Annotated in this window: 16 protein-coding genes; 10 read left to right on the forward strand and 6 right to left on the reverse strand. The window is 42.5% G+C overall.

Features of this window, described 5'->3' with window-relative positions; translation table 11 throughout:
• Window positions 1-179 precede the first annotated feature (179 nt).
• Window positions 180-431 carry a YnjH family protein gene (locus CW749_RS24680; protein WP_101115126.1) on the reverse strand — a complete coding sequence of 84 codons (252 nt, stop codon included), beginning with the start codon at window positions 429-431 and terminating at the stop codon, window positions 180-182.
• A gap of 231 nt (window positions 432-662) precedes the next feature.
• Here CW749_RS24680 and CW749_RS24685 point away from each other — a divergent pair, with 231 nt between their 5' ends.
• On the forward strand, window positions 663-1,259 hold the full coding sequence (locus CW749_RS24685; protein ID WP_101115127.1) for a hypothetical protein: 597 nt from the start codon (window positions 663-665) through the stop codon (window positions 1,257-1,259).
• A 174-nt stretch (window positions 1,260-1,433) separates the two neighbouring features.
• Here the strand turns inward: CW749_RS24685 and CW749_RS24690 are convergent, their stop codons facing one another.
• Window positions 1,434-2,537, reverse strand: a complete 1,104-nt coding sequence (locus CW749_RS24690) for a 1-acyl-sn-glycerol-3-phosphate acyltransferase (protein ID WP_101115128.1) — start codon at window positions 2,535-2,537, stop codon at window positions 1,434-1,436.
• Between the two features lie 359 nt (window positions 2,538-2,896).
• On the opposite strand from CW749_RS24690, the gene CW749_RS24695 reads away from it, so the two are divergent.
• The gene (locus tag CW749_RS24695) at window positions 2,897-3,505 is read left to right on the forward strand and encodes an AraC family transcriptional regulator (protein ID WP_101115129.1); all 609 of its coding nucleotides are present in this window, start codon (window positions 2,897-2,899) and stop codon (window positions 3,503-3,505) included.
• A 90-nt stretch (window positions 3,506-3,595) separates the two neighbouring features.
• On the opposite strand, the gene CW749_RS24700 is transcribed toward CW749_RS24695, so the two are convergent.
• A complete protein-coding gene (locus CW749_RS24700; RefSeq protein ID WP_101115130.1) occupies window positions 3,596-4,081 on the reverse strand; it encodes a hypothetical protein in 486 nt (161 codons plus the stop codon).
• A 27-nt stretch (window positions 4,082-4,108) separates the two neighbouring features.
• On the reverse strand, window positions 4,109-4,630 hold the full coding sequence (locus CW749_RS24705) for a nicotinate-nicotinamide nucleotide adenylyltransferase (RefSeq protein WP_101115131.1): 522 nt from the start codon (window positions 4,628-4,630) through the stop codon (window positions 4,109-4,111).
• 225 nt (window positions 4,631-4,855) lie between these two features.
• Here CW749_RS24705 and nadE point away from each other — a divergent pair, with 225 nt between their 5' ends.
• The gene (gene nadE / locus CW749_RS24710) at window positions 4,856-5,686 is read left to right on the forward strand and encodes an ammonia-dependent NAD(+) synthetase (protein WP_101115132.1); all 831 of its coding nucleotides are present in this window, start codon (window positions 4,856-4,858) and stop codon (window positions 5,684-5,686) included.
• A 100-nt stretch (window positions 5,687-5,786) separates the two neighbouring features.
• On the opposite strand, the gene CW749_RS24715 is transcribed toward nadE, so the two are convergent.
• A complete protein-coding gene (locus tag CW749_RS24715; protein WP_101115133.1) occupies window positions 5,787-7,613 on the reverse strand; it encodes a hybrid-cluster NAD(P)-dependent oxidoreductase in 1,827 nt (608 codons plus the stop codon).
• Window positions 7,614-8,098: 485 nt separating this feature from the next.
• Between CW749_RS24715 and pyrC the strand changes: the two genes are divergently transcribed.
• Window positions 8,099-9,127: a dihydroorotase gene (pyrC, locus tag CW749_RS24720; RefSeq protein ID WP_101115134.1), complete on the forward strand. Its 1,029-nt coding sequence runs from the start codon at window positions 8,099-8,101 to the stop codon at window positions 9,125-9,127.
• A gap of 69 nt (window positions 9,128-9,196) precedes the next feature.
• On the opposite strand, the gene CW749_RS24725 is transcribed toward pyrC, so the two are convergent.
• Window positions 9,197-9,991 (reverse strand): helix-turn-helix transcriptional regulator, encoded by a 795-nt coding sequence (locus tag CW749_RS24725; protein ID WP_101115135.1) that lies wholly within the window; start codon window positions 9,989-9,991, stop codon window positions 9,197-9,199.
• A 498-nt stretch (window positions 9,992-10,489) separates the two neighbouring features.
• Between CW749_RS24725 and CW749_RS24730 the strand changes: the two genes are divergently transcribed.
• From CW749_RS24730 to CW749_RS24755, 6 genes are all read left to right on the forward strand, one after another.
• Complete coding sequence (locus CW749_RS24730; protein ID WP_101115136.1) at window positions 10,490-11,251, forward strand: ABC transporter ATP-binding protein; 762 nt, start codon at window positions 10,490-10,492, stop codon at window positions 11,249-11,251.
• Window positions 11,226-11,840, forward strand: coding sequence for an energy-coupling factor transporter transmembrane component T (locus CW749_RS24735; RefSeq protein ID WP_101115137.1), 615 nt, complete (start codon window positions 11,226-11,228; stop codon window positions 11,838-11,840). The genes CW749_RS24730 and CW749_RS24735 overlap by 26 nt, the downstream gene beginning before the upstream one ends.
• Entirely contained in the window at window positions 11,841-12,389 is a 549-nt protein-coding gene (locus CW749_RS24740) for a biotin transporter BioY (RefSeq protein ID WP_101115138.1), read from the forward strand.
• Window positions 12,390-12,462: 73 nt separating this feature from the next.
• Entirely contained in the window at window positions 12,463-13,200 is a 738-nt protein-coding gene (locus CW749_RS24745) for a BPL-N domain-containing protein (protein WP_101115139.1), read from the forward strand.
• 248 nt (window positions 13,201-13,448) lie between these two features.
• Window positions 13,449-14,585 carry an FIST N-terminal domain-containing protein gene (locus CW749_RS24750; RefSeq protein WP_101115140.1) on the forward strand — a complete coding sequence of 379 codons (1,137 nt, stop codon included), beginning with the start codon at window positions 13,449-13,451 and terminating at the stop codon, window positions 14,583-14,585.
• A gap of 1 nt (window position 14,586) precedes the next feature.
• Window positions 14,587-16,053 carry a sensor domain-containing diguanylate cyclase gene (locus CW749_RS24755; protein ID WP_101115141.1) on the forward strand — a complete coding sequence of 489 codons (1,467 nt, stop codon included), beginning with the start codon at window positions 14,587-14,589 and terminating at the stop codon, window positions 16,051-16,053.
• Window positions 16,054-16,104 lie beyond the last annotated feature (51 nt).

Here is a 16,104-nt window from a genome sequence, read left to right on the forward strand (position 1 = left end):
CGCCAATAGAAACATTAGAGGATGGGAAATCAATCTGGGCTGAAAAGAATTTAGCCCAAATATAATCTGACAGGCACCGAGTCGCAAAGTGGGTAACTGTCAGATCAAGTCTGAATTAGTACAGATAAACATTAGATAGGCGGCTTTCTCTAGCCGCCCTTAAACAAGATCGGATCCCATCATCCACCCTGTTCCAATTGAAGCCATCTTAGATCCCCATTCAACTCAAATTCTTGCTCTTTACTGCAAATTAAGTACAACTCACCTACCTGAATCACAGCACCGAGCGTGTACGCTTTATCTTCGTAGTAACACACTTTTTCAAACAGTTTGCCATCAGTAACGATGACTGAAGATTTCGGCGTTGTTACCGTTTTGGCATGAACACCAACAGAAAGAATCGAGATTGCGAATATAAGAAGTTTACCCATAATGACCCTCAAGTTAAGTTGATTATGCCCTTGTAAACTCTATATAAGACAAGGCTTTGATTTTACGCATATTGAGCGTACTTGCTCATCTATAACCTTAGCAGGACATGTAGCCCTACACAGCAATACTTTCTCCAATATCTAGGTCCCGATACTGGAATGACTTGGGTATACATAGCAACGCTTAACGCTTACTATCAGATGATAGTCACAGTTTGAACTTGAGTGCGTATGAAAGCAGGTTATTTGTTCATTGGGTTGCTGTTGAGCGGTATTGCCCACACCAAACCACTGGATCAATATAAATTACTGAACCACATTGACACTTATGGCAATGTAAATCTAAGAAATACTCACTACACATCTCTTCCTGACGGGATGGTGGTGAAAAAAAACCTGAACATTGCGAAAACAGCCATTAAGAAATTGCCCAAAGGTTTGGAAATTGGAGGGAGCTTAGATGCCTCAAACAGCCAGCTTTCTTTTATAGCAAAAGGAACCAACATAAAGGGATATGGCAACTTTCTTGGTTCACAAATAACCACATGGAATGCTGGCGTGAAAGTGGGGGGCTACCTTAATTTTACAGATACTCCTCTTGAAACCTTACCACCAGGGTTAATTGTGACAGGTGACCTTAGCGTTATTCGCACCCCTTTGAAGGAGCTTCCTCAGCCCTTAACAGTGGAGGGAAACTTGTATATCGGCGGTTCCAATATAACCAAACTTCCCGATGAACTAACGGTTGATGGCAACATATACCTTGGCGGCAATCAGATTACATATTGGCCAAAAGACTTAAAGCTTGGTGGGGCTGTAGCAAGGTAACCCTCTCCCTCTATTAGCCTTAGAACACGCGATTTATACAGCAGAAAACAAAAAAGGAGCGTTAGGCAATAACGCTCCTTTCCAATTTCTTTGAATGTATATGGCTTTAAAGGTGAAGAGGCTCAGAGTCTAAACTCTCATAGGCGAGCTTCTTCGGGTATAAAGCTGAAAAACCTAGCTTTGGTTCGCTACTGGGTTAGCATACATTTGTTTCAGGAAGTCATGCGCACCTTCTGGTAATTCTCGTAATTTATTGTCCAGTGATTCCTTCGCTTTTGAGTCGGCATGCTCTGCATCAGCAGCGGCATAATAGTTGATTGGAAAGAGCTTGTAGATAGAGTGAATCTGATCATCAATTTCCTGAGCTAACTCATCCGGTGTTTCAAATTCGTCTTCAATTACGTTGCCGAAACTAACATGAACTCGACCTTTGTACCCTACTATCCCCTGAATGATACTTTCGATATCTTCAAATTCACTTTTCTCGTAACTGCCTGACTCTGATTTTTCAAACAGTTCTTTTGCTTTGGCAATATCACAAGGGTCGTTTTCGTAAGAAATCGCTACCGGTACAATTTTCAGCGTTTTTATGTATTCAGAGAAAGGCATTTTTTGTTTTCTGCCTTCTACATGCAACATTTTTAGAATGGCTGGATCTGTTTTGTCGTTCCCATCTTTAGCTCTCCCCTCTTTCTGCGCAATCCAGATAGAGTTATCGGTATCTAAAGAGTGTTTTATGTAAGAAGACAATTGCCCAAGCGCTTTCATCATTTCACGCGGCGCTTTTGCACTGCGTTTTACTATAAAGCTTTTGTTCAGCTTCATAAGCTCAGTCGCGCACGGTTTCTTCAAAAGATTATCGCCGATAGCAATACGGACGGTCTTATGCTGATTGTTATACAACCCCCAGTTCACCAAAGCAGGATCCATCGCGATATCTCGGTGGTTTGAGATGAACAAGTATGGGGTATTCTTATCTAGCTGTTCCAAACCAGAATAAGTTACACCGTCAGTCGTCACGTCGAGCGTTTTACTGAGGTATTTTTCGACTTCTAATTGAATTGCTTCAACGGAATCCAATTTAGCCCACTTGAACTTAAGGTAAACCTTAACCATTGGACTGACTATATTTTTAAACCAACTTGCATGGTTACTGAAGCGATGCTCTAAGATAGCAGAGATAAATTCTTCATCATTAATTAGGCGTTCAATGGCAGCGGGAATCTCGTCATCATTGTACGGACGAATTTCTTTATAAGGATCCGTTTTATTAGTCATCTAATCTATACGTCAATTTTAAAATCCGGCATATTCTACGCGTACTTGAGAAAACAAGCAGCTAATGAATGCCTCGTTTAATTAAGGTCAGACCAGATTATATACTAAGCCCACTTAATTGTTGTGCGCGAAGGGCATTTACTGATATCACATTGCCCTTTCACTAAAGAGAGCCTCGTTTTTTCTTTGCACCGATCTCTCGTATAAGGTGTAGAGTCATAAATGTGGTATTTATTCCTTCATCGAGTTAGAAATCACCTAACTCTGACTTGATAATCTGCTAAATGTCCCAGTTTTCATTGGCATTTACACTAATAAAAGATACTCTTTTCCACAGTTAAAGTATCCGGAAACCCTTTATGAATTATGCAGTAGAGCATCAAAATACAGTTTACTCATTTCTGGTAACCACACCTCGCAAAAAACGTCTTAAGCACAGCATAATTTATGTTGAATCAGGGCTGGTTTTAGTGAAGCTTGGAAAGAATGAATATGCAGTAGAACAAGACAGCGCAATTTGGCTGCCTATAGATTGTTTAACGTCTGTTACTTTCGTTCCAGGTTCAACGGTTTCTCAAATCGATTTCTCTGTGCGCTTGCAGGACAAATTCCCTACTCAAGCGGGCTTCGTTTCCTTGCCACCTGTCTCTAAAGCCATATTAGAGAAGCTTTCTCAGCAAAAACTTAAAGACGAAGAAATAAACAACCTTTTGGATGTAATACGAGACGAATCAAGAACTCTAAGACCCCTACTCGATATGTCGCCACTGAGTATGCAGATATCCCAGTGGAGCGCAGATGAAGAAAGCAGTTTAAGCAAAGAATTGTTATTGGTGTTGAGCCTTCGAGAAGCCAAAAAGAAAATGCAATCAGGCACGAAGAGAAACGTTGTCATTGACGAGTTTTTTGCTGGTCGAGAAGAAGAATTCGAACAATTGGCAATGTTGGTAATGGGTGAAAGCTTATAAACGCAGGCTTATAAAAAGCGGCGAAGGTTCATAGAAAGTGAGATAAAAGTAAGAAGAAGAAAAACAAGAGAGATAAAATAGAAAAGTGCCTTAAAAAGGCACTTCCACTTGTAACATCACGTCGCCAGGCTGTAAGTTATGCCAACGATAGTCAATTCGCATTCGCGGCTCGTTGTCGTCCCTTTCACCTAAACCTAAACTGAATTTCAAACCCGTAGCTTCAAGCTTTTCAGAATAAGTCATGTCATCAAATTGGCTGTCATATTCGTCTGGCATCCAGACGCCGATACCAAAATGATTACTTTCAACACTTGAATATAGCAACGGATCACTGCCACTTTTAAGCGTCCATTCTTCCCAGTAATCGTCGTTACTCACTGGGTCGATTATAAAGTCTTTCACAGATGTGAGGCTTGAGGTAAAAGCATCAAATGAATGTGCAATCGATGCACAAACCGAATCTTGCTCTTTTTCGACCATCATAATTGAGGTTGGAGACTGAAAAGAACTACACGCAAAAGCAGGAATCGTAAAGAAGCCAAGCATACAAAGTAAATTGTAACTACGTTTGGTCATCGATGTGAGCCCTCTAAAAAATTCTTCCTATATCTTCCGATACAACGCGTGATTTCGCAAGAAATTATTGACAGATCGGGTAGTTAGAGCTGATATCGATTCATTTTGAGCCAATTTCTCACGAATTAGCGTGCTCCGGACTGGAATTCTTTCAGGGCATGCCATGACTGACCAGCGCTTGGTGATCTCTTGAGAACAGTAAAACTTGGAAAAGTTAAAGAAATTATCAGGACCAATAACAAACGTTAGTTCCGCATCGGGGTAGGTTTCTTGGAGGGCATTTAAAAGTGCATACGTCGTTACACTCTCTTCTGGGCGATATAAGTTCTCTTCTATTTGGCACAATTCAATATTAGTTTGAGCTATATCCGAAATAAATCCGTCTACCATCTGACACCTTACACCGAAATCTGCCATCTCTTTTCCCCATGCATGCGCATAGCTTGGCACGAGCAATACTTTATCGAAATGCGTTAATGATTCGATAACACTTTTATGTCCAAGAGTTGGTGGGTTGAAAGCACTACCAAAAATTGCAATATTTTTCATACATTCGTTACTGGAAGAAATTCCATCATTTGTAACACTTCAGCCCAAGTATCCGAGAATTCCATTTCGGTTACTTTTTCAGGCAAATCGGTGTTTAATAATAAAAAGATTGGGGTATGATATATCCAAGTGACCCTAAGATACAGGGTTATAAAATATACGGTTTAGAGTGCCACCTTTAACTCACTTAGGTATGAAAACTCGGCAGCACAATAAGGAAACAGAATGGAACATCAAATCCGTGACGAGATGCGAGTATTGGCTTCGATCGATCCTCATTTTGAAATTCAGCGTCGCGTTGATTTTATTAAGCGTAAACTTCAAGAGTCTGGTTGTAAGTCTTTAATTTTGGGTATTAGTGGCGGTGTCGATTCCACTACATGCGGAAGACTGGCTCAACTCGCAGTAGACAAGCTTAATGAAGAGTCTGACAACGCTGGCTATCAATTTATTGCAGTACGCCTTCCCTACAGCGAACAAAAAGACGAAGACGAAGCACAACTGGCACTGAGTTTTATACAACCTTCACATTCTGTATCCGTAAACATTCAAGCGGGTGTAGATGGCTTACATGGCGCTTCTCACATCGCACTTAGAGACACCAATTTACTCCCTCAAGACCCAGCGAAAATTGATTTCGTAAAAGGGAATGTCAAAGCACGCGCTCGAATGGTCGCACAGTACGAAATTGCAGGTTATGTCGGTGGTTTAGTTCTAGGAACCGATCACTCTGCTGAGAACATTACTGGCTTCTATACTAAATTCGGAGATGGAGCGTGTGACCTAGCACCGCTGTTTGGTTTGAGCAAACGTCAGGTTCGCGAAATTGCGGACACCTTAGGCGCGCCAGAGCTGCTTGTTCATAAGGTTCCAACAGCCGATTTAGAAGAACTTGCACCACAGAAAGCAGATGAAGACGCTCTGAATCTCACTTACGATCAAATAGACGACTTCCTTGAAGGAAAACCTGTCTCTGAAGAGGTCACCCAAAAGCTCGTTGCGATTTACAAAGCAACTCAGCACAAACGTCAGCCTATTCCTACCATTTATGACTAAGTGCTAGAGCACCGATTAGGCTGAGTAAAACCAACCAAATTGAGTGACTTCCACCAATAAAAAACAGAGAACCCAAGTTCTCTGTTTTTTTTGGTAACCGTTAAGCTTTAAGGTCTGTCGATATCGAGACGTCACCAAGGGGTGTACTGCAACAAGCCAAAACAATGTCATTCGCTTTATCTTCTGGCATCGACGCTGGTACATCTGGCGTTTCAAACTCCCCGCGAATGACTTTCACGCGACACGCGCCACAAAGCCCCGCTCGGCAACTGTTCGCTATACTCATTCCAGCACCTTCCACCTGATTCAAAAGGGGCTGTTGGTTATTCCCTTCAAACGTTTTTCCATCCACCGTTACTTTTATCTCTTTCAACGGCAATTCAACTGACTTGGCTACGCCGAATGCTTCCTGATGATAATGGCTTTCATCCAACCCCATTTTCATCAAAAGATTCTTAGATTTGGTCATAAAGCCACTAGGACCACATACAAAGACTTGCCTTGATAACAGGTCGGGTATTTTCTTTATGTGGCTTAGTGACAGCCGCCCCGTCAACCCGTGCCAACTGGAATCTGGTTGCGTTAAAGAGATCACCACATGCAACCCCGGATAAATCATATTCAGCTTTTCTAACTCTTTACGGCAAGGGATGTCTCGCTCAGTACTGCATTGGTGATAAAAAACAACGTTATTAACTTGGTCGTGATCCGACAAGTAACGAAGCATAGAAAGCATTGGAGTCACACCACTGCCTGCGGACATTAGTAACAAGGGATGAAGCGCGTTAGTGAGGTGGAATGCGCCATCAGGTGTATCTGCCACCAGCGTGTCCCCCACTTTGAATCGATCGTGCAGCCAATTTGACACCGATCCTTCATTGATTCGTTTTACCGATATGGCATATCTGCCAGGTCGTGTCGGACTGGAAGATAAGGTGTAGCGGCGAGAAAGTTTACCTGCTGGTGTATCAATTTCTACTGGCAGATGTTGCCCAGGTAGATAGCCGGGTAAGGTGCCCTTCGCAGGCTCCATCCAAAACGTCACAAAATCACGTGCTATGGTTTCTTTCTCCACACATGTGAGCGTTAACTTGTCTTTCGAATTATCTTTGTACTCTTCCTTGGGCTTTGCTTCTAAAACTTCCACGACATCACCGGCGCGAATAATCCCTTCATTTTTAGCAACAAGATTTTGACCAAAGAATACACCTCCCCGTTCGTTTGCTCGAAAGGTGGATAATGTCTTTAGCGGTTCTTTTGAGGTTTTAAACTCCCCAGTTTGTGTATTTACTGTCGTTAGAATGCATCTTTCGCATGGCTTTACCGCTTCAAATTCGACATCACCAATTTTGATTCGCTTCCAACCGTCTTCTGCAAAAGGTTCAGTATCAGAAACCACCAAGTTGGTTCGGAATTGATCCATTGAATTGGTTTCGCCACTTCTTTTGTTCAATTCCACTAGTGAAGCTTCGCTGATCACAAGGAGCGGATAACCATCAGCAAAGCTAACGTTCGTTTGGATTTTTTCTCTAACGCGGTTCGACTGCTCACCACAATAAAGCAGCTGAACTGGTATGCCCAAAATTTGACTAAACCAATCGTTCGCCACCTGAGTCGTCGACAACGCATTAAAATTGTCGTTCCAAACCTTTGCTGACATCACTTCTCTTTCTAAATCAGCGTAACGTAGCCTTAACGTCGGCATTCCTGGGTACGTCATAACAAATCCATCAAGTTGAAGCACAGCGTGTACTTTCACCATATTGGGGTGTTTTCTCGCCGTGACCATTGAACCATCCATCGCCGCAACCATGAACCTACGGTCGAAAGTCAGCCCTTGCTTCTCTACCCAAGCTTTTGAAAGTCGAATTCCTCCGATGGATTTAACAGGAAAAACGTTAATTTGCGATAAGTACGGTTTTGTCATTGTTATTCACTACTCTAAAAGACTTTTGTCTTTGTGATTTTCAATAATGGAAGCTGGAAGTTATTACTTGAATGCTTAGGGAGTCATAAGTGATGCTCGATTTAGGATAACGGTACAATAATGAATACGATGAATCGAGAGAAAGATTCACACTTTGTTACACCTTGACGTATCAGTTAGAAAAAGCATCTAATTATACGTTATGTAAGTTATTCACGCTTTTCAAGCTGACTAATTCGACACAAACGTTTACTAAACATACTTAGGTTATAAATACCTCTTTCGAACTGAGTCATGTGACTAGGGAAAGGTGGGACACCAAATGATGTAAAAGCACCTTTAATAGACTCGAAGGTAAAAAAGGCGTGAAAGATCACGTGTTTTTGTCTATCATCCTGTCGCCTAAACGGTTGCGTTTTTAGACTTTTCGTCGAATTCCTACTTTTAGGCTCCTGTTTTATCTTAACCTGGTGGGAGCTTTATCAATGACAACAATTACTATCACTCGTCCTGACGACTGGCACGTTCACTTACGCGATGGCGATGTTCTAACCGACACCGTGCGCGATATCAGCCGCTATAATGGTCGTGCTCTGATAATGCCAAATACCATCCCACCTGCAACCGATACCGACAAAGCGTTAGCTTACCGCGAGCGCATTATGGCACAGAACCCTAGTGATCAATTTGAGCCACTAATGTCTCTTTACCTAACGGACAACACCACTTCTGATGAAATTCGCAAGGCAAAAGCTTCCGGTAAAATTGTAGCCGCGAAACTGTATCCTGCGGGCGCAACAACCAACTCTGATTCAGGTGTTACAAACGCTAAAAATATCTACCATGTGTTAGAAACCATGCAAGAAGTTGGCATGTTGCTTTTGATTCACGGTGAAGTCACCACTCACGACGTCGATATATTCGACCGCGAGAAGAAGTTTCTAGATACCGTTCTTGCCCCTATCGTTAACGACTTCCCTAACCTGAAGATCGTTCTTGAGCACATTACAACTTCCGACGCTGCAACCTTTGTGAAGAACGCGAACGAAAACGTCGCGGCAACAATTACCGCGCACCACTTACTGTTTAACCGTAATCACATGTTAGTGGGCGGCATCAAACCACATTTCTACTGCTTGCCAATTTTAAAACGCAATACGCACCAACAAGCGTTGATTGAAGCAGCCACCAGCGGCAGCAAAAAGTTCTTCCTAGGGACAGATTCTGCACCACACGCAAAAGGAGCGAAAGAATCCGCTTGTGGTTGTGCAGGCTCTTACACTGCTCACGCTGCAGTAGAACTTTACGCAGAAGTTTTTGATAACGAAGGCAAGCTAGAAAACCTTGAAGGTTTTGCAAGCCACAATGGTCCGGATTTTTACGGGCTTCCTCGCAACCAAGATACGGTTACACTGGTTAAAGAATCTTGGGATGTAGCTGAAACTATGCCATTCGGTAGCGACATTGTTGTGCCAATCCGTGCTGGTGAGCAGATTGAGTGGAAAGTAAAGTAACTCGTTAATACTAATCGATACATCGATTAAGTAACCCATATCAGATGCCCGCAAACATGCGGGCATTTTTTATACTGGTCGATTCACTTTATATTGATCCGGTGTCATTCCAGCGTAGCGTTTGAACATGGTTATAAATGGGCTGGCTTGGTTGTAACCCAGAAGAAACGCAGTTTCCTTTACCGACTTACCTTTACGAAGTAACTCCATAGAGTGAAGATAACGTATACGTAAACGCCACTCAGTAAAACTCATCCCCAATTCGCTTTGGCAGTGCCTTGCAAGAGACCGCTCGGTAGTGTGAACGCGAGCAGCCCAGTTTTTCAATGAGTCGTTGTTAGTTGGGTTCTCTTCTAAGCCTCTTAGAATAGGGGCTAACATCTTGTGACTGGAGGTGGGTAAAAAATGATGTTTCTCAGGTGCCATTGCCAATTGATCCAGTAAAACATCAACTAATCGCTTATCTTGCTCCGATTCTGCCGAACACACGTCTCTCTGCCGAAAATCTTCGATAATGGCTGTCATAATCGGCGTTACACCCAATAGGCAAGTCTGTTTTGGCATGTGCTTTGTTTTGTCAGCACTGACATTGAGCGAACAGTAATCCAAAGGCTTTCTATTAAAACTGTGGTGCAATACACCAGCAGGGACCCATATTGCCAAATTGGGCGGCGCTAGAAATCGAGTCTTATTAGCAAACAGCTCCAACATCCCGCCTCGAATAAATTGCAATTGCCCCCAAACGTGGCAATGTTCTCGCGTAACAGTATTCGAATTGAACGCATCAAAATTCATGTACACATCTGAAGGCAGTTCTTCAAAAGAAATAGCCGGATGGGTATTGGTTTGGAGCTTCTCTCTCATCTTTTGCTACGCACTCATACTGTCTTTTGGGAGATAGATATCATTATACCGACCTAGCTCATCAAATCACCACTGAATCGTCGTGTTGGGGGATATTCTTGTGTCGTGCGGTATTCTTACACTTGTCGCCCAAACCTCGCTTGAAAATCACACGACCACCTTACTTAACCTGAACTCGGGATAAGAGGTTAGCTAACCCTTAAAAATAATTGAAAATTTTATATCGAGGCATTCTAATGAGAAATTTTCACTTAAGACAAGGCGAAACCACGAATCAATAACGGGTTATTGGGAGAGGGTTCAACGCAGTATTAGGTGAAAAGAGCCATTAGAAAGCAAGTTGTTATCCCGAGTTCAGGTTACTTACTCACCTCTAAAATAGTCTCCACAATCTATTGGTGGTTTACCCTGCAAATTCAAGTTGATAGTATGCGCGTCACAAATCATCGCCAACTCAATTAGCGTTAGGTTGCCATTCACCTAGACACGAATAAAGACATGACAAGCTCAGACGACAAAATACCAACCAATGCTGCTCAGAATTCATTAATTGAGATGCAGAGCGTATGCCTAGATATAGAAGGCAACCGAGTCCTTAAGAACGTGTCTTTTGCAACCAAGTCTCGCCGCTTGGGAATAATTGGTCGCAATGGCTCAGGAAAATCGACCCTATCACGTGTTTTATCCGGCTTAATCGAAATACAGACTGGTAAATTGGAAGTAGCAGGTATCGATCCCTACAAGAATAGAGGTGCGGCTGTCGCACAAATTGGCATCTTATTTCAAAATCCCGATCATCAAATCATCTTCCCTACTGTTATTGAGGAACTTGTGTTCGGCTTACGACAGCAGGGGCAAAGTAAAGCTGAGGCGAAGTCGAATGCTTTAAACATTTTGGCTAAGTTTGGCAAAACTCACTGGCAAGATGTTCATACCGCCTCTCTATCACAAGGTCAAAAGCACTTAGTTTGCCTAATGTCTATTGTCGCTATGCAGCCCAAACTCATTATCTTAGATGAACCGTTCGCAGGGTTAGATATTCCTACAAAACGACAACTTCAGCGGTACTTAGATTCCTTCGATGGGTGCTTGGTACATATCAGCCACGATCCTGCTGATATCGAACATTATGACCAAATATTATGGTTAGAATCTGGACAAATTGAGGAAGTGGGCACGCCTGAAGCAGTGTTGCCAAACTACCTTGCAGAAATGAATAGATTGGGAGACAGCGATGATATCTCTAACCTCACCAATTGAAACGAGAGCACATAACTGGAGTGCAGGGCTAAAGCTTGCTCTACTCGGTGTTGTCACAATCAGTTTATTTTTCGTGGAAAGTGTCCTCTTACATAGCGTTTTTCTTGCTCTAGTTATTGTTCTTTATGCCTTGCCGGGCAAAGTGTTTTTCCTACACGGTTGTCGGCAGCTAAAAATTTTATGGCCATTCGTCGCTATTGTACTTGCATGGCATACATGGACAGAGGAATACCAACTTGGTGCGGTTATCGTTATCCGAATGCTATCTGCCGTCGCACTTGCAAACTTGGTGACGATGACAACACGACTATCCGATATGATTGATGTGGTGCATTTCTTATCGCGCCCATTTAGGCGTTTAGGCTTAAGTACTCAAGCCCTAGAGCTAGCTATCGCGTTAGTCATTCGCATGACTCCCGTTTTGATTTCCAAAGGACAAAGCCTGACTTTCGCTTGGCGAGCTCGTTCTACCAAACGATCTGGCTGGCGCATTATTTTACCTTTTACCGTTCTTGCACTGGACGATGCGGACCACGTTGCCGAAGCTATTAGAGCTCGCGGTGGCACTACTAATCTGGAGAAAAAATAAATGGAAAAGAACATTGCTTATACCGCTCTTTTTGCGGGCTTGATAGCCGCCCTTGGCTTGATCCCCAAAATTACGTTGGCATTTGGCGTCCCCATCACTGCACAAAGTTTAGGCATTATGCTTTGTGGCACTATCTTGGGCGCAAAACGTGGTGGATTAGCCGTACTTTTGTTCTTGTTGCTCGTCGCTATTGGTCTTCCACTATTGTCAGGTGGTCGTGGTGGAATCGGACTCTTCTTTGGCGCTACTGGCGGCTTCTTAATTGGCTGGCCAATTGCTGCGTTCGTAACAGGATTCATAGTAGAAAAGTGGCGTAGCGGTAACCTAACTCTTATAGCCAGCGTTGCGTCTATGATTGGCGGAATTATCGTGATGTATGTATTTGGTATTGCTGGTATGGCTATCGTTCTTAAGAAAACGTTTCTTGAGTCCGCGGCTCTTGTTACCGCCTTTATTCCAGGTGACATCATCAAGGCCATTATTGCTGGTCTGTTAACATCGGCAATCGCAAAAGCTCGACCTGCAAGTTTACTATCAAGAGCGGCATAGATCCCCTACTCTAGCCAATCTCATATATAAATGTCTTGTATGTAAAAAAGTTTGCCGCGAAGGAGGAACGATTGTGAAAACTCTAATTTATACCGACAACGTTTCAAACAACCATATTCTGTATTATGCGTTGGCAAAACTTCGTGGCAAACAGAACGTTTTTTTTGTTAATGCCAATGAAATTCTTGAAGGAGCTTTGACTCAAGATACCGACCTCTTCGTGATGCCTGGTGGCGCAAGCCGTTACAAGTCAGCCAAGTTAAATGGTAAAGCCAACACGTTAATTAAAGATTACGTTGCAAATGGGGGTTTTTATCTTGGGATATGTGCAGGTGCTTATATGGCATGTGCGCGTACTCTTTGGGCAAAAAATTCACCATTTGAAATTGAAACCTCAAACGAACTGGCGTTTTTTAATGGCACGGCTGAAGGTCCCATTGAGTATTTTGGTGTGGGGGACAATTTTAACAGCACAAAACCTAACGTTGTTTCTTTAAATGTCCTTCAAGGATCAAACACCCTACTCCAATCTTCCCTCTATATGGGCGGTAGCTTATTCAAAGCTGTGCCAGACGAAGATGTTGAAGTCATCGCAACATTCTCTGATTTACCAAATGCTCCAGCAGCGGTTATCAAAGGAAAATTTGGTAAAGGTCAGTATGTTCTGAGTTCTACACATCCCGAATACGATACAGAAGCTGTCGAACTCATGCGTTTTGATGTTGTAGGAAATGAATATATCGATTTCACCGAATTAGAAAATGCCTCATCCCTAAACCTAGCCTTATTAGCTCAACTGCTTGCAGAATAAGCCAACCCCAAAGTATTGTTATTTTCACTGCCGTTTCTTTCCAAGACTGCCTAACCGCTAATTAAGCTAACTATCTCAATAATTGATTTCACTATTCATGTTTGAAAACAATCAGATAGCCGTTCACCTTAAATACCTTAGTTTAATTAACTAGTTGAATTTCAATCAAATCATCCATTCTAATAACTTGAAATAACAGCAAAGCAAACTAAATTTAAAGTGGGAATAAAGAAACTTAGGTCATTGGAATGAAAACACTTCAGTCTGTATGGGACGGAAAGCATTGGCAAGATGCAGAAGAGATAAAACAGCTTAATAGTGACAACACTTTGGTTTTATTATTTGGCTCAATTAATAATGAAAATCATGCCATTCAACAATTACGCAATTACTTGCCAGATGCGCTTCTGACAGGCTGCTCGACTGCAGGTGAAGTTTCTGGAGTTCGAGTGCATGATAACGCGCTCGTGGTAACGGTAATTTGTTTTGAGAAAACACCCATCCGTATGTTGCGTCTGAAAATGCCAGACGAAGAAGTTAACCAAAAAGACATTGGGATCCAAATGGCGAAACAGCTAATGGAAACCCCCGATTTACAGCATATTTTAGTGCTCAGTGATGGGCTACATGTGAATGGCTGCATGCTAACCGAGGGGTTTGAGTGCGCTGTCCCCGAGCACATTAAGGTGACAGGAGGGCTTGCTGGAGACAACGAATCCTTCGACAAGACGTACGTCCTCTACCAAGATGATGTAGCAGAGAAACAGATCGTTGCTGTCGGCTTCTATGGTGACTCAATTTCCGTGAGTTACGGCTCTCGAGGTGGTTGGAGTCCATTTGGTTTAGAAAGAAAGATCACGCACTCCGAAGAAAACACACTTTATGAATTAGACGACGAGAACGCCCTAGACATATACAAGAGCTACTTAGGCGAACTGGCTTCTACCTTACCAGCCAGTGGTCTTAGATTTCCGTTGGAAATAAACGACCCCAGCAAATCAACGAAACTCGTTCGCACACTACTCAGCATTGATGAGACATCGGGCTCAATTACATTTGCTGGTAACGTACCCTCAGGTGCAACCGCCATGTTAATGCGAGCAAATGTTGAAACTCTGATAGAAGGTGCGCAAACCGCTGCCGAAGTGTGTCGACAGGATATGGACAACTCTCCGCAATTTGCCATCTTAATCAGCTGTGTTGGTCGAAAGATTCTTTTGAAACAACTCGTCGAAGATGAAGTAGAAGCAGTAAAAGACGAGCTTGGTCCATCTACCTTGCTTTGTGGGTTTTATTCTTATGGAGAAATCGCGCCTTATGACAGGCACTATCCGTCAGAGTTACATAACCAAACGATGACTATTACCGCATTTTCGGAAACTTGATATGCACCGACTTCTCAAACGTCAATTGCGCAAGGCTTTTCCAAATGGTGTACCAAAAGAAGGGGAAACCTTCAACGCTGACCAAATCAACACGTTTATAGAAATGGTTGATCAAGGCTATCAATCGATGGCAGAACAGCTAACAATGACCGAACGAACACTCGATCTAAGCTGCGCAGAATTAACCAATAGGAACCAAACTCTTAGCTTGATATTGGACGCGCTTCCAGACATGAGCTTTTGGATTGATAAAGAAGGTCTTGTTCGGGATATTCGCTCTGGTAATTTCAGCCCACCATTTATTGACTCTGAAGAAAATTTTAAAGCTATAGAAGACTTGGATATCGTCGTTAATTCTCCAGAACTTAAAAACTTCCTAAAAAACTACCAATCCAAAGGTGGCAAGGCAGCAGAATTAAACCTTTATGCTCACGAGACGCACTATCAAGTAAAAGCTAGAATCACACCCATAAGCCGTACTCGTTGGTTACTGGTGTTGCGCGATATTTCATTAACCAAACAACTTGAAATGCTTCAGAAGCAGCGAATGGAACAAATTCAAAAAGCTCAGAAGCAACTTCAAGGCCTAGTAAACGCTGCACCAACAGGCATTGTAATATGCAACCCCAAGCAAGAAATCATTATGGTTAATCAGTACATCAGTACTATTTTCCAAAAACCTAAAAGAGAGTTTCTTGGTAAAAACCCAACAGAACTTGTTGCAGTAAAGCACCGAACTTCTTTACGTGCGCAGGTTATTGATGTCTTAAAATGCGAGCAAGAGGAATGTAGCCGACGGTTAGATACCGCCATTACGTTACCTTCTGGCAATCTAATGCAAGCAGAAATAGCACTGAGTACGCTCATGTTTGATGATCAGCTTTTGATCATTATGTCCATTTCTGACATTAGCGATCGCAAACAGCTGGAAAAGAAATTGCGTGTTCTTGCTTCTACCGATCCGCTAACAGGTGCCCTCAACCGACGAAGTTTCAATGATTATACTGAGCGTGCCATTTCCACTTGCATCCGTATCAATCGTCCTCTTTCACTCATCATTTTAGATATCGACTTCTTCAAAAAAATCAACGATACATATGGTCATGCCGCTGGCGATGAGGTTCTTGTTGCTGTTGTATCGAAAATTGGTGAAGTGACAAGAGATGTGGATATTCTTGGACGACTTGGAGGTGAGGAGTTTGCTGTTGCTCTTCCTAATTCGTCAATGGAGCTAGCCAAAGAAATCGCTGAACGCATAAGACAAGAAATAGAAAGAATGGTTGTGATTAATTGCAATCACAACATTAGGCTAACCGTTAGCCTTGGGGTTATTACCCTTTCAGGTACATCACTTGAGAAACCTTTAGAGTGTGCCATAAATTCTGCTGACGAATATCTTTACTTTGCAAAAGAACATGGCAGAAACCAAGTTGTCGACTCTGAAGGTTTTAAAAAACGTACGAGCTGACATCCTCTGGTTAACTTTCTTAAGTTATCCCTATTGATATCGCGCTATTCG

Origin of the sequence: Vibrio sp. vnigr-6D03, assembly GCF_002835515.1 — a bacterium.
GTDB lineage: Bacteria > Pseudomonadota > Gammaproteobacteria > Enterobacterales > Vibrionaceae > Vibrio > Vibrio penaeicida.

What these genes read in the sequence shown, in the direction of transcription:
- CW749_RS24715 (WP_101115133.1), bottom strand. Translation starts at nt 7,613, where the DNA reads ATGACAAAACCGTACTTATCGCAAATTAACGTTTTTCCTGTTAAATCC.
- CW749_RS24730 (WP_101115136.1), top strand. Translation starts at nt 10,490, where the DNA reads ATGACAAGCTCAGACGACAAAATACCAACCAATGCTGCTCAGAATTCA.
- CW749_RS24725 (WP_101115135.1), bottom strand. Translation starts at nt 9,991, where the DNA reads ATGAGAGAGAAGCTCCAAACCAATACCCATCCGGCTATTTCTTTTGAA.
- CW749_RS24735 (WP_101115137.1), top strand. Translation starts at nt 11,226, where the DNA reads ATGATATCTCTAACCTCACCAATTGAAACGAGAGCACATAACTGGAGT.
- CW749_RS24750 (WP_101115140.1), top strand. Translation starts at nt 13,449, where the DNA reads ATGAAAACACTTCAGTCTGTATGGGACGGAAAGCATTGGCAAGATGCA.
- pyrC (WP_101115134.1), top strand. Translation starts at nt 8,099, where the DNA reads ATGACAACAATTACTATCACTCGTCCTGACGACTGGCACGTTCACTTA.
- CW749_RS24705 (WP_101115131.1), bottom strand. Translation starts at nt 4,630, where the DNA reads ATGAAAAATATTGCAATTTTTGGTAGTGCTTTCAACCCACCAACTCTT.
- CW749_RS24755 (WP_101115141.1), top strand. Translation starts at nt 14,587, where the DNA reads ATGCACCGACTTCTCAAACGTCAATTGCGCAAGGCTTTTCCAAATGGT.
- CW749_RS24690 (WP_101115128.1), bottom strand. Translation starts at nt 2,537, where the DNA reads ATGACTAATAAAACGGATCCTTATAAAGAAATTCGTCCGTACAATGAT.
- CW749_RS24680 (WP_101115126.1), bottom strand. Translation starts at nt 431, where the DNA reads ATGGGTAAACTTCTTATATTCGCAATCTCGATTCTTTCTGTTGGTGTT.
- nadE (WP_101115132.1), top strand. Translation starts at nt 4,856, where the DNA reads ATGGAACATCAAATCCGTGACGAGATGCGAGTATTGGCTTCGATCGAT.
- CW749_RS24700 (WP_101115130.1), bottom strand. Translation starts at nt 4,081, where the DNA reads ATGACCAAACGTAGTTACAATTTACTTTGTATGCTTGGCTTCTTTACG.
- CW749_RS24685 (WP_101115127.1), top strand. Translation starts at nt 663, where the DNA reads ATGAAAGCAGGTTATTTGTTCATTGGGTTGCTGTTGAGCGGTATTGCC.
- CW749_RS24740 (WP_101115138.1), top strand. Translation starts at nt 11,841, where the DNA reads ATGGAAAAGAACATTGCTTATACCGCTCTTTTTGCGGGCTTGATAGCC.
- CW749_RS24695 (WP_101115129.1), top strand. Translation starts at nt 2,897, where the DNA reads ATGAATTATGCAGTAGAGCATCAAAATACAGTTTACTCATTTCTGGTA.